General features: G+C 70.0%; 10 protein-coding genes. All 10 read left to right on the plus strand.

Annotated elements, in window-relative coordinates; translation table 11 throughout:
- Genes nuoE through nuoN form a run of 10 tightly spaced genes read left to right on the plus strand, consistent with a single transcriptional unit; the run spans position 1 to position 12,895 of the window.
- Positions 1-735, plus strand: a complete 735-nt coding sequence (gene nuoE, locus ACX6XY_RS09740; RefSeq protein ID WP_460328236.1) for an NADH-quinone oxidoreductase subunit NuoE — start codon at positions 1-3, stop codon at positions 733-735.
- Positions 732-2,129 carry an NADH-quinone oxidoreductase subunit NuoF gene (gene nuoF, locus ACX6XY_RS09745; RefSeq protein WP_460328237.1) on the plus strand — a complete coding sequence of 466 codons (1,398 nt, stop codon included), beginning with the start codon at positions 732-734 and terminating at the stop codon, positions 2,127-2,129. The genes nuoE and nuoF overlap by 4 nt, the downstream gene beginning before the upstream one ends.
- Positions 2,126-4,639 (plus strand): NADH-quinone oxidoreductase subunit G, encoded by a 2,514-nt coding sequence (locus ACX6XY_RS09750; protein ID WP_460328238.1) that lies wholly within the window; start codon positions 2,126-2,128, stop codon positions 4,637-4,639. The genes nuoF and ACX6XY_RS09750 overlap by 4 nt, the downstream gene beginning before the upstream one ends.
- The gene (gene nuoH / locus ACX6XY_RS09755; RefSeq protein WP_460328239.1) at positions 4,636-5,988 is read left to right on the plus strand and encodes an NADH-quinone oxidoreductase subunit NuoH; all 1,353 of its coding nucleotides are present in this window, start codon (positions 4,636-4,638) and stop codon (positions 5,986-5,988) included. The genes ACX6XY_RS09750 and nuoH overlap by 4 nt, the downstream gene beginning before the upstream one ends.
- Positions 5,981-6,649: an NADH-quinone oxidoreductase subunit NuoI gene (gene nuoI / locus ACX6XY_RS09760; RefSeq protein ID WP_460328240.1), complete on the plus strand. Its 669-nt coding sequence runs from the start codon at positions 5,981-5,983 to the stop codon at positions 6,647-6,649. Before nuoH ends, nuoI begins: the two co-directional genes overlap by 8 nt.
- Complete coding sequence (locus ACX6XY_RS09765; protein WP_460328242.1) at positions 6,646-7,461, plus strand: NADH-quinone oxidoreductase subunit J; 816 nt, start codon at positions 6,646-6,648, stop codon at positions 7,459-7,461. The genes nuoI and ACX6XY_RS09765 overlap by 4 nt, the downstream gene beginning before the upstream one ends.
- Complete coding sequence (gene nuoK / locus ACX6XY_RS09770; RefSeq protein WP_460328244.1) at positions 7,458-7,757, plus strand: NADH-quinone oxidoreductase subunit NuoK; 300 nt, start codon at positions 7,458-7,460, stop codon at positions 7,755-7,757. Before ACX6XY_RS09765 ends, nuoK begins: the two co-directional genes overlap by 4 nt.
- Before the next feature lie 29 nt (positions 7,758-7,786).
- On the plus strand, positions 7,787-9,673 hold the full coding sequence (gene nuoL, locus ACX6XY_RS09775) for an NADH-quinone oxidoreductase subunit L (protein ID WP_460328245.1): 1,887 nt from the start codon (positions 7,787-7,789) through the stop codon (positions 9,671-9,673).
- A gap of 4 nt (positions 9,674-9,677) precedes the next feature.
- Positions 9,678-11,249 carry an NADH-quinone oxidoreductase subunit M gene (locus tag ACX6XY_RS09780; protein ID WP_460328246.1) on the plus strand — a complete coding sequence of 524 codons (1,572 nt, stop codon included), beginning with the start codon at positions 9,678-9,680 and terminating at the stop codon, positions 11,247-11,249.
- Positions 11,246-12,895 (plus strand): NADH-quinone oxidoreductase subunit NuoN, encoded by a 1,650-nt coding sequence (nuoN, locus tag ACX6XY_RS09785; protein WP_460328247.1) that lies wholly within the window; start codon positions 11,246-11,248, stop codon positions 12,893-12,895. The genes ACX6XY_RS09780 and nuoN overlap by 4 nt, the downstream gene beginning before the upstream one ends.
- The last annotated feature ends 36 nt before the right edge of the window (positions 12,896-12,931 follow it).

The raw sequence follows: 12,931 nt of genomic DNA on the forward strand, positions 1-12,931 counted from the left end.
ATGCCCCGACTCCCGGCCCCCGACTACCCGGCCGATGTACGAGCCCGGCTCGAAGCCGACGCGCGCGAGATCATCGCCCGCTATCCGGACAGTCGGTCCGCGCTGCTCCCGCTGCTGCACCTGGTCCAGTCCGAGGAAGGCCATGTCACCCGCACCGGCATGGCGTTCTGCGCCGAGGTGCTCGGCCTGACCTCCGCCGAGGTCACCGCGGTGGCCACCTTCTACACCATGTACCGGCGCAAGCCGTCCGGGGACTACCAGGTCGGCGTCTGCACCAACACCCTGTGCGCGGTGATGGGCGGTGACGCCATCTTCGACGAGCTCAAGGAACACCTCGGAGTCGGGAACAACGAGACCACCGAGGACGGCAAGGTCACCCTCGAACACATCGAGTGCAACGCGGCCTGCGACTTCGCGCCCGTCGTGATGGTGAACTGGGAGTTCTTCGACAACCAGACGCCCGAGTCCGCCAAGCGGCTCGTCGACGACCTGCGCGCGGGGCGCACCGTCGAACCCACCCGCGGCGCCCCGCTGTGCACCTTCAAGGACACCGCCCGGATCCTGGCCGGCTTCCCCGACGAGCGCCCCGGCGCCGCCGAGGCGTCCGGCACGGCGGGCCCGGCATCCCTGACGGGGCTCCGGCTGGCCAAGGGCGAGCCGCCGCCGCGCGTGGTCCACCCACGCGGCGAAGCCCAGGACGAACGTCCCGGCACGAGCGCCGAGGAGGGGGAGTGATGACCGTGGCCGCCGAACAGGGAGGCACCGCCCGGCCCAGCGGATTCGAGGGCAGCGCGGAGAGCAGCCCCGAGAAGCTGCTCGCACCCGTACTCTCCGCCTTCTGGGACGAGGACAGGTCGTGGTCCCTGGAGACCTACCGGCGCCACGAGGGGTACGAGGGCCTGCGCAAGGCCCTCGCCATGGCGCCCGACGACCTCATCGCGTACGTCAAGGACGCGGGCCTGCGCGGCCGCGGCGGCGCGGGCTTCCCCACCGGAATGAAATGGCAGTTCATTCCCCAGGGAGACGGCAAACCGCACTATCTAGTTGTCAACGCCGACGAGTCGGAGCCCGGAACCTGCAAAGACATCCCGCTCCTCTTCGCGAACCCGCATTCCCTCATCGAGGGGATCGTGATCGCCTGCTACGCGATCCGGTCGAGCCATGCCTTCATCTATCTGCGCGGCGAGGTCGTCCCCGTACTGCGCAGACTGCACGAGGCCGTGCGTGAGGCGAAGGCGGCCGGCCTGCTCGGCGAGAACATCCTGGGCAGCGGACTCGATCTCGAGATCACCGTGCACGCGGGCGCGGGCGCGTACATCTGCGGTGAGGAGACCGCGCTGCTCGACTCGCTCGAAGGCCGCCGCGGCCAGCCCCGGCTGCGTCCCCCCTTCCCGGCTGTCGCGGGCCTTTACGCCTGCCCCACTGTCGTGAACAACGTCGAGTCGATCGCGTCGGTTCCCGCGATCCTGAATCGGGGCAAGGACTGGTTCAAGTCGATGGGCAGCGAGAAGTCTCCGGGCTTCACGCTGTACTCGCTCAGCGGCCATGTCGCCAATCCGGGCCAGTTCGAGGCCCCGCTCGGCATCACGCTGCGCCAGCTCCTCGACATGAGCGGCGGCATGCGGCCGGGACACCGGCTCAAGTTCTGGACGCCGGGCGGCTCGTCGACCCCGCTGCTCACCGCCGAACACCTCGACGTCCCGCTGGACTACGAAGGCGTCGGCGCCGCGGGCTCGATGCTCGGCACCAAGGCGCTCCAGTGCTTCGACGAGACGACCTGCGTCGTCCGGGCGGTGACCCGCTGGACCGAGTTCTACGCTCACGAGTCCTGCGGCAAGTGCACACCCTGCCGTGAAGGCACCTACTGGCTGGTCCAGTTGCTGCGTGACATCGAGGCGGGCAAGGGCGTCATGGCCGACCTCGACAAGCTGAACGACATCGCCGACAACATCAACGGCAAGTCGTTCTGCGCGCTCGGCGACGGCGCCGCCTCGCCGATCTTCTCCTCGCTCACGTACTTCCGTGAGGAGTACGAGCAGCACATCACCGGCAAGGGCTGCCCCTTCGACCCGGCCAGGTCGACCGCCTGGGCCGACCGGCCCGCCGACTCCACGGAGGTGACCGCATGACCGTGACCACCAGCGCCGCCTCCTCAGGGGGCGAGGCGGCCGTGCCGCCCGAGGACCTGGTCTCGCTGACGATCGACGGCGTCGAACTCAGCGTGCCCAAGGGCACCCTGGTCATCCGCGCCGCCGAGCAGCTCGGCATCGAGATCCCCCGGTTCTGCGACCACCCGCTGCTCGACCCGGCGGGCGCCTGCCGCCAGTGCATCGTCGAGGTCGAGGGCCAGCGCAAGCCGATGGCCTCCTGCACCATCACCTGCACCGACGGCATGGTCGTCAAGACGCAGCTCACCTCGCCGGTCGCCGAGAAGGCCCAGCAGGGCGTCATGGAGCTGCTGCTCATCAACCACCCGCTGGACTGCCCGGTCTGCGACAAGGGCGGCGAGTGCCCGCTGCAGAACCAGGCCATGTCGCACGGCCAGTCCGACTCGCGCTTCGACGGCCACAAGCGCACCTACGAGAAGCCGGTGCCGATCTCCACGCAGGTGCTGCTCGACCGTGAGCGGTGCGTGCTCTGCGCCCGCTGCACCCGGTTCTCGAACCAGATCGCCGGCGACCCGATGATCGAACTCCTGGAACGGGGCGCGCTCCAGCAGGTGGGCACCGGCGAAGGCGACCCCTTCGAGTCGTACTTCTCCGGGAACACCATCCAGATCTGCCCGGTCGGCGCGCTGACCTCGGCCGCGTACCGCTTCCGGTCCCGGCCCTTCGACCTGGTCTCGTCCCCCAGCGTGTGCGAGCACTGCGCGGGCGGCTGCGCGACCAGGACCGACCACCGGCGCGGCAAGGTGATGCGGCGGCTCGCGGCCAACGACCCCGAGGTCAACGAGGAGTGGATGTGCGACAAGGGGCGTTTCGGCTTCCGCTACGCACAGCAGCGCGACCGGCTGACCACCCCCCTGGTGCGTGACGCCGAGTCGGGCGAGCTCCGGCCCGCGAGCTGGCCCGAGGCGCTGGACGCCGCGGCCGCCGGCCTCGCGGCCGCCAAGGGCCGGGCGGCGGTGCTGGCCGGCGGGCGGCTCACGGTCGAGGACGCCTACGCCTACAGCAAGTTCGCGCGCGTGGCGCTCGGCAGCAACGACATCGACTTCCGCGCGCGCGTGCACAGCGGCGAGGAATCCGACTTCCTGGCCGCCCGCGTCGCCGGGCGCGGACGGGACATCGACGGCATGGGGGTCACGTACACCTCGCTGGAGAAGGCGCCCGCCGTCCTGCTCGCCGGGTTCGAGTCCGAGGAGGAGGCGCCCGGCGTCTTCCTCCGGCTGCGCAAGGCCAGGCGGAGCCACGGCCAGCGGACCTTCGCCCTCGCCCCGTACGCGACACGCGGTCTGGAGAAGGCGGGCGGCACGCTGCTCCCCGCGGCTCCGGGCACCGAACCCGAGTGGCTGGACGCGCTGGCCTCCGGGGTCGGCCTGGGCGACGACGGGGCCAAGGCGGCCGAGGCGCTGCGTGCCGAGGGCGCGGTCCTCGTCGTCGGTGAGCGGCTCGCGGCCGTGACCGGCGGGCTGACCGCGGCGGTACGCGCGGCGAGCGCCACCGGCGCCCGGCTGGTGTGGATCCCGCGCCGGGCCGGTGAGCGCGGCGCGCTGGAGGTCGGCGCGCTGCCCTCGCTGCTGCCCGGCGGCCGCCCGGCCACCGATCCACGCGCGCGGAGCGAGGTGGCGGCCCTGTGGGGCGTCGCCGAACTCCCGCACCGCTACGGCCGCGACACCGGCCAGATCGTCGAGGCCGCGGCCACCGGCGAGCTCCAGGCCCTGGTCGTGGCGGGCGTCGAGGTCGCGGATCTGCCGGACCCGGCACGCGCCTGTGAGGCGATCCGCGCGATCGGCTTTCTGGTCAGCCTGGAACAGCGGCCCAGCGAGGTCACCGAACAGGCGGACGTCGTCCTGCCGGTGGCGGCGGTCGCCGAGAAGGCGGGCACCTTCCTCAACTGGGAGGGCAGGGCGCGGCCGTTCGAGGCGGCGCTGAAACCGGACCAGATGACCCGCCCGCTCCCGCCCACCGACGCGCGCGTACTGCACATGCTCGGCGACGCGATGGACGTCCACATGGGCCTGCCCGACAACCGGTCGGTCCACCACGAACTCGACCGCCTCGGCCCGTGGGACGGCCCCCGCGCCACCGAGCCGCTGGAGACCGTCGGCGCGCTGCCGCGGCCCGCGGCCGGCGAGGCCGTACTCGCCGGCCATCGGCAGCTGCTCGACCGGGGACGCCTCCAGGAGGGCGACGCGGCGCTCAAGGGCACCTGGCACGCGGCGTTCGTCCGGCTCTCGGCGGCCACCGCGTCCGAGGTCGGCGTCAAGGACGGCGACGCCCTCGCCGTCACCGGGCCGCACGGCTCGGTGACGCTCCCGCTGCGGGTCACCGAGATGCCGGACCGGGTGGTCTGGCTGCCGCTGAACTCCACCGGCGGCGGGGTGGCGTCGGACACCGGGGCCCGGCCGGGCGAACTGGTCAGGATCGGCCCTCAGACCGCGGCGGCGGACGGCCAGGACGTTTCGGAGGTGCAGGCATGAGCCCGCTCGCCCTGGAAGACCTCTCGATGTTCGGCACCGACCCCTGGTGGCTGATCGTCATCAAGGCGGTCTTCTGCTTCGCCTTCCTCATGGTGACCGTGCTGATCTCCATCGTGATGGAACGCAAGGTCATCGGCTGGATGCAGCGCCGTATCGGCCCCAACCGGCACGGCCCCTGGGGCATGCTGCAGTCGCTCGCCGACGGTGTGAAGCTGATGCTCAAGGAAGACGTGATCGTCAAGCGCGCGGACAAGGCGGTCTACGTCCTGGCGCCGATCATGGCCGCCATCCCGGCGTTCATGACGATCGCCGTCGTCCCCTTCGGGCCGGCCGGCAACGAGGTCTCGATCTTCGGCCAGCGCACCGCGCTCCAGCTGACCGACCTGCCGGTCGCGATGCTGTACGTCCTGGCGATCGGCGCGGTCGGCGTCTACGGATTCGTGCTCGGCGGCTGGTCGTCCGGGTCGACGTATCCGCTGCTCGGCGGCATCCGGTCCAGTGCCCAGATGATCTCGTACGAGATCGCCATGGGCGCCGCCTTCGCCTCGGTGTTCCTCTACTCGGGGTCGATGTCGACCTCGGCGATCGTCGGGGCGCAGCAGGACCGCTGGTACATGGTCCTGCTCCCGGTCTCGTTCCTGATCTACATGGTGACGATGATCGGCGAGTCCAGCCGGGCGCCGTTCGACATGCCGGAGTCCGAAGGCGACCTGGTCGGCGGCTTCAACACCGAGTACAGCTCGATCAAGTTCGCGATGTTCATGCTCTCCGAGTACATCCACATGGTCACCGTGTCGATGATCGCGGTGACGCTGTTCCTCGGCGGCTGGCGCGCCCCGTACCCGATCTCCGCTTTCTGGGAGGGCGCGAACCACGGCTGGTGGCCGATGCTCTGGTTCGTCGTCAAGCTGCAGCTGCTGATCTTCTTCTTCGTCTGGCTGCGCGGCACCCTGCCCCGCGTCCGCTACGACCAGCTGATGAAGCTGGGCTGGAAGGTCCTCATCCCGGTCTCGGTCGCCTGGCTGATGCTGGTCGCGACGGTACGGGCGCTGCGGAACGAGGGCTACGACTTCACGCAGATCCTGCTCTACGTCGGCGGCGGACTGCTGGCGGTCCTGCTGCTCTCCTTCGTCGTGGACGTCTTCCGCGACCGCAGGGAGCGGGCGGAGGCGGCGATCAAGAAGACCCCGCCCGCCTTCGACCCGATGGCCGGGGGATTCCCGGTCCCGCCGATGCCGGGGCAGACCCTGCCGCCCGTGCCGCGGCGGCGCTCGCGCCAGGACCGCGAGCTGATTGTCAGTGGCGGCGTGGATACTCCAAGTGACGGAAAGGAGGCTGACGGTGTCTGAGGATTCCAGGGAGACCGGCGAGTCGAGCGGGACCCAGCAGGGGTTCCAGAACCCTGTCGCCGGGTTCGGCGTGACCTTCAAGGCCATGTTCAAGAAGCGGCTGACCGAGCAGTACCCGGAGCAGCCGAAGACCACGGCACCGCGCTTCCACGGCCGGCACCAGCTCAACCGCCATCCGGACGGACTGGAGAAGTGCATCGGGTGCGAGCTGTGCGCCTGGGCCTGCCCCGCGGACGCCATCTACGTGGAGGGCGCGGACAACACGGAGGAGGAGCGCTACTCGCCGGGCGAGCGGTACGGCCGCGTCTACCAGATCAACTACGCCCGCTGCATCCTCTGCGGCCTGTGCATCGAGGCCTGCCCGACCCGCGCGCTCACGATGACCAACGAGTTCGAGCTCGCCGACGACAGCCGCGCCAACCTCATCTACACCAAGGAGCAGCTGCTCGCCGGACTCGAGGAGGGCATGGTCGACACACCGCACTCGATCTTCCCCGGCGCGGACGAGCAGGACTACTACCGGGGCCTGGTCACCGAGGCCGCCCCCGACACGGTCCGTCAGGTCGCCGTGTCCAAGGGGGAGAAGCCCTCGGACGAGGCCGCCCAGTCCACGGACACCGCCGCGCACGGCACGGCCGAGCCAGAGGGGGCCGACGCATGAGCCCGCTCGCCGCCTACACCACGTCCAGCGGCGAGGCCGTCCAGTTCTGGCTGCTCGGCTCCGTCGCCGTACTCGGCGCCCTGTGCACCGTCTTCATGAAGAAGGCCGTACACAGCGCGCTGTGCCTGGCCGGGACCATGGTCATCCTGGCGGTCTTCTACCTCGCCAACGGCGCGTACTTCCTCGGCATCGTCCAGATCGTCGTCTACACCGGCGCGATCATGATGCTCTTCCTGTTCGTGGTCATGCTGGTCGGCGTCACGGCCGCCGACTCGCTGAAGGAGACCATCAAGGGCCAGCGCTGGCTGGCCGCCCTGTGCTGCGCGGGGTTCGCCGTCCTGCTGGTCGGCGGTATCGGCAACGCCTCGCTCCAGGAGTTCAACGGCCTGGCCCAGGCGAACGCGGGCGGCAATGTGGAGGGCCTCGCGGCCCTCATCTTCACCAAGTACGTCTTCGCCTTCGAGATCACCGGCGCCCTGCTCATCACGGCCGCCGTCGGCGCCATGGTGCTCACCCACCGGGAGCGCACCGAGCGGGCCAGGACCCAGCGCGAGCTGGCCGAAGAGCGGGTACGCGGCGACCAGCTGCCCCCGCTGCCCGCCCCCGGCGTCTACGCACGGCACAACGCCGTGGACATCGCGGGCCTGCTGCCGGACGGCACACCGTCCGAGCTCACCGTCAACAGGACGCTGCGGGCCCGCGGTCAGATCCGGGACGTGTCGACCAAGGCGCTGGGCGACCTGCGGGCGCTGGAGCAGCGCTCCGGGGAGCGTCTCGGCAGGGACAGGAATGATGAGGAGGCCGCCAAGTGAACCCCGTCAACTATCTCTATCTCGCGGCCCTGCTGTTCGCGATCGGCGCCTCCGGAGTGCTGATCAGACGGAACCTGCTGGTGGTCTTCATGTGCGTGGAGCTGATGCTCAACGCCTGCAACCTCGCGCTCGTCGCCTTCTCCCGGATGCACGGCAACCTCGACGGCCAGATCCTCGCCTTCTTCACGATGGTCGTCGCCGCCGCGGAGGTCGTGGTCGGGCTGGCGATCATCGTGACGCTGTTCCGTTCGCGCCACTCGGCCTCGGCCGACGACGCCAGCCTGATGAAGCTGTGAGGGATCGCTGAACCGTGGACACAGAGAACATGATTGCGCTGCTGGTGGCGGCGCCTTTGCTCGGAGCGGCCGTACTGCTGTGCGGCGGCCGCCGGTTGGACCGTACGGGACACTGGATCGGGACCGTGCTCGCGGCCGCCTCGTTCGTCGTCGGGGTGGTGCTCTTCGTCGACATGCTGGGGCGTGACGCCGAGGAGCGGGCCCTGAGCCAGCATCTGTTCAGCTGGATCCCGGTCGAGGGGTTCCAGGCGGACGTGGCCTTCCAGCTGGACCAGCTGTCGATGACGTTCGTCCTGCTGATCACCGGCGTCGGCACCCTGATCCATCTCTACTCGGTCGGGTACATGGAGCACGACGAGCGGCGCCGCCGCTTCTTCGGCTACCTGAACCTCTTCCTCGCGGCGATGCTGCTGCTGGTGCTCGCCGACAACTACCTGCTGCTGTACGTCGGCTGGGAGGGCGTCGGGCTCGCCTCGTACCTGCTGATCGGCTTCTGGCAGCACAAGCCGAGCGCGGCCACCGCCGCGAAGAAGGCCTTCCTGGTCAACCGCGTCGGCGACATGGGTCTGTCGATCGCGATCCTGTTGATGTTCACGACCTTCGGGACGTTCGCGTTCGGGCCGGTCCTGGAGGCGACCGGCGCCACCAGCGAGGGCAAGCTCACCGCGATCGGGCTGATGCTGCTGCTCGCGGCCTGCGGCAAGTCCGCGCAGGTGCCGCTGCAGTCCTGGCTCGGGGACGCCATGGAGGGCCCGACTCCGGTCTCGGCCCTGATCCACGCGGCGACCATGGTGACCGCGGGCGTGTATCTGATCACCCGCTCGGGCGCGATCTTCAACGCCGCGCCCGACGCGCAGCTGGCGGTCGTGGTGGTCGGCGCGGTGACGCTGATCTTCGGTGCGATCGTCGGTTGCGCCAAGGACGACATCAAGAAGGCGCTGGCCGGTTCGACCATGTCGCAGATCGGCTACATGATCCTGGCGGCGGGCCTCGGTCCGATCGGCTACGCCTTCGCGATCATGCACCTGGTGACCCACGGCTTTTTCAAGGCCGGGCTGTTCCTCGGCGCGGGCTCGGTCATGCACGGCATGAACGACGAGGTCGACATGCGCAGGTACGGCGGCCTGCGGAAGTACATGCCGGTCACGTTCGTGACCTTCGGCCTCGGCTATCTGGCGATCATCGGCTTCCCCGGACTCTCCGGGTTCTGGTCCAAGGACAAGATCATCGAGGCGGCCTTCGCCAAGGGCGGCACGGAGGGCTGGATCCTCGGCGCGGTGACCCTGCTGGGCGCCGCCCTCACCGCGTACTACATGACGCGCGTGATGCTGATGACGTTCTTCGGCGAGAAGCGCTGGCAGCCGGACGCGCAGGGCAATGAACCGCACCCGCACGAGTCGCCCGGCTCCATGACGATCCCGATGATCCTGCTCGCCGTCGGGTCGGTGTTCGCCGGCGGACTGTTCAGCCTCAACGAGTCGTTCGTGGGCTGGCTCGAACCCGTCACGGCGTTCGAGCACGGGCATCCGCCGATCAGCGCCGGTGTGATCATGACGGCCACGATCACGGTGATGGTGCTCGGCATCGGTCTCGCCTACGCGCAGTACGGACGGCGGCCGGTCCCGGTCACCGCTCCGCGCGGCTCGCTGCTCACCCGTGCGGCCCGCCGCGATCTGCTCCAGGACGACCTCAACCATGTGGTGCTGGTGCGCGGTGGCGAACACCTCACCCGCTCCCTGGTGTACGTCGACCACACCCTGGTCGACGGAGTCGTCAACGGCACGGCCGCGTCGGTCGGCGGGCTCTCCGGTCGGCTGCGCAAGCTGCAGAACGGCTTCGCCCGGTCCTACGCGGCCTCCATGTTCGGCGGTGCGGCGGTCCTCATCGCCGCGACCCTGCTGATGAGGGCGGTCTGATCCCATGTCCTTTCCTCTGCTGACAGCGACCGCGGCGCTCCCGGCGATCGGCGCGATCGCCACCGCCGCCGTCCCGGCCGCCCGGCGCACCGCCGCCAAGTGGCTCGCGCTGCTGGTCTCACTGGGCACGCTGGCCCTCGCGGCGGCCGTGCTGGTCCGCTTCGACCCCGGTGGCGACCGCTACCAGCTCACCGAGTCGCACGCCTGGATCGCGGACTTCGGGGTGCGGTACGAACTGGGCGCGGACGGCATCGGCGTCGCCCTGATCGGGCTCACCGCGCTGCTCATCCCGTTCGTGATCCTGGCGGGCTGGCACGACGCCGACCCCCTTGAGACAAAGTCGTCCCGGTGGCGGCCCACGCAGGGCTTCTTCGCGCTGATCCTGATGGTCGAGGCGATGGTGGTGCTGTCCTTCGCCGCCACCGACGTCTTCCTCTTCTACATCCTGTTCGAAGCCATGCTCATCCCGATGTACTTCCTCATCGGCGGCTTCGGCGACCGGGCCCACGCAGGCAGCGACGAGAACGCGGCGACGCAACGCTCGTACGCCGCGGTGAAGTTCCTGCTGTACAACCTGGTCGGCGGGCTGATCATGCTCGCCGCGGTGATCGGCCTCTATGTGGTCGCGGGCGGCTTCTCGCTGCCCGAGATCGCCGAGGCGCGGGCCAGCGGCGAGCTGACCATGGCGACCAACACCGAGCGCCTGCTGTTCCTCGGATTCTTCTTCGCCTTCGCGGTGAAGGCGCCGCTCTGGCCGCTGCACACCTGGCTGCCGAACGCGATGGGCGAGTCGACCGCCCCGGTCGCCGTCCTCATCACGGCGGTGGTCGACAAGGTCGGCACGTTCGCGATGCTCCGCTTCTGCCTCGGTCTCTTCCCGGAGGCCTCGGCCTGGGCGACACCGGTGGTCCTGGCGCTCGCCCTGGTCAGCATCGTCTACGGCGCGCTGCTCGCGGTCGGCCAGCGCGACATCAAGCGGCTGGTGGCGTACGCCTCGATCTCGCACTTCGGGTTCATCATCCTGGGCATCTTCGCGATGACCAGCCAGGGCCAGTCGGGCGCGACGCTCTACATGGTCAACCACGGGCTCTCGACCGCGGCGCTGATGCTGGTGGCCGGGTTCCTGATCTCGCGGCGCGGCTCGCGGCTCATCGCCGACTACGGCGGAGTGCAGAAGGTCGCGCCGGTGCTCGCCGGCACCTTCCTGGTCGGTGGTCTGGCGACGCTCTCGCTGCCGGGCCTGGCGCCGTTCGTCAGTGAGTTCCTGGTCCTGGTCGGCACCTTCGCGCGCTATCCGGTCGCGGGTGTCATCGCCACCTTCGGCATCGTGCTCGCCGCGCTGTACACCCTCGTCCTCTACCAGCGGACGATGACCGGGCCGGTGAAGCCGGAGGTGTCCGCGATGCCGGACCTCAGAGTGCGCGAGCTGGCCGTGGTCGCTCCGCTGATCGCCGCCCTGATCTTCCTGGGCGTCTACCCGAAGCCGGTCACCGACATCGTGAACCCGGCCGTGGAGCACACCATGTCCGACGTACAGAAGACAGACCCCGAGCCCGAGGTGGAGGCGGCCAAGTGAGCGCATCAGCCGTCCACAGCCTGTGGACAACGGCGGCCGAGCCGGTCACCAAGATCGACGCGCCGCGTATCGAGTACGGCCAGCTCTCACCCGTGCTCATCGTCATCGGCGCGGCTGTGCTCGGCATCCTCGTCGAGGCGTTGGTGGCGCGCAAAGCGCGCTACCACGTCCAGGTGTTCCTGAGTGTGGTGGCGCTGGCCGCCGCGTTCGCCGCGGTCGTCGGCCTGGCGGTCGCCGGGCACGGCACGACCAAGGCGGGCATCGCGGCGATGGGCGCGATCGCGGTGGACGGGCCCGCGCTGTTCCTCCAGGGCACGATCCTGCTGGCGGGCCTGGTCGCCGTCTTCACCTTCGCCGAGCGCAGGCTCGACCCGGTGACCCACGGCCGCCGCGTCGACTCGTTCGTCGCGCAGGCCGCGGCGACCCCCGGCGGCAAGAGCGAACAGGCCGCGGTCAAGGCGGGGTTCACCACCACCGAGGTCTTCCCGCTGGCCCTCTTCGCGATCGCCGGCATGCTGGTCTTCCCCGCCGCCAACGATCTGCTGACGCTGTTCATCGCGCTGGAGGTCTTCTCGCTGCCGCTGTACCTGCTGTGCGCGCTCGCCCGCCGCAAGCGGCTGGTGTCGCAGGAGGCCGCGGTGAAGTACTTCCTGCTCGGCGCCTTCTCATCGGCGTTCCTGCTCTTCGGCATCGCGCTGCTGTACGGCTACGCGGGCACTCTGTCGTACGCGGGGATCGCCGACGTCGTCAACGGCACCGTGACCTCCATCGACCCGGCGCTCGCGGACACCATGGGCAATGACGCGCTGCTGCTCATCGGCGCCGCGATGGTCCTGATGGGCCTGCTCTTCAAGGTCGGTGCGGTGCCGTTCCACATGTGGACCCCGGACGTCTACCAGGGTGCGCCGACCCCGGTCACCGGCTTCATGGCGGCGGCCACCAAGGTCGCGGCGTTCGGCGCGCTGCTGCGGCTGCTGTACGTGGTGCTGCCGGGCCTCAGCTGGGACTGGCGGCCGGTGATGTGGGGCGTCGCGATCATCACCATGCTGTTCGGCGCGATCGTGGCCATCACCCAGACCGACATCAAGCGGCTCCTGGCGTACTCCTCGATCGCGCACGCGGGCTTCATCCTGGCCGGTGTGATCGCCATGAACGAGTCCGGGATCTCCTCGGTCCTCTTCTATCTGCTGGCGTACTCCTTCGTCACGATCGGCGCCTTCGCGGTGGTGACCCTGGTGCGGGACGCGGGCGGTGAGGCGACGCACCTGTCCAAGTGGGCGGGGCTCGGGCGGCGTTCGCCGCTGGCGGCCGCGGTGTTCGCGGTGTTTCTGCTGGCCTTCGCGGGCATTCCGCTGACCTCCGGGTTCGCCGGGAAGTTCGCGGTGTTCAAGGCGGCGGCCGAGGGCGGCGCCGGGGCGCTGGTCGTGGTCGGTGTGGTCTCGTCCGCGATCGCCGCGTTCTTCTATATCCGGGTCATCGTGCTGATGTTCTTCAGCGAGCCGCGTCCCGAGGGGCCGACCGTCGCCGTTCCGTCGCCGCTGACGATGACGACGATCGGGGTCGGCGTCGTGGCCACGCTGGTGCTGGGCGTGGCGCCGCAGTACTTCCTCGACCTGGCGAACCAGGCGAGCGTGTTCGTGCGCTAGCCGGCCCACGCCCCACCCGTACGCCGCCGCTGCCCG

The sequence above is a fragment of the Streptomyces sp. O3 genome, from assembly GCF_054788135.1.

Excerpts from the sequence above, each read along its gene's own strand:
- nuoE (WP_460328236.1), top strand. The coding sequence starts at position 1 with ATGCCCCGACTCCCGGCCCCCGACTACCCGGCCGATGTACGAGCCCGG.
- ACX6XY_RS09750 (WP_460328238.1), top strand. The coding sequence starts at position 2,126 with ATGACCGTGACCACCAGCGCCGCCTCCTCAGGGGGCGAGGCGGCCGTG.
- nuoH (WP_460328239.1), top strand. The coding sequence starts at position 4,636 with ATGAGCCCGCTCGCCCTGGAAGACCTCTCGATGTTCGGCACCGACCCC.
- ACX6XY_RS09765 (WP_460328242.1), top strand. The coding sequence starts at position 6,646 with ATGAGCCCGCTCGCCGCCTACACCACGTCCAGCGGCGAGGCCGTCCAG.
- nuoL (WP_460328245.1), top strand. The coding sequence starts at position 7,787 with ATGATTGCGCTGCTGGTGGCGGCGCCTTTGCTCGGAGCGGCCGTACTG.
- ACX6XY_RS09780 (WP_460328246.1), top strand. The coding sequence starts at position 9,678 with ATGTCCTTTCCTCTGCTGACAGCGACCGCGGCGCTCCCGGCGATCGGC.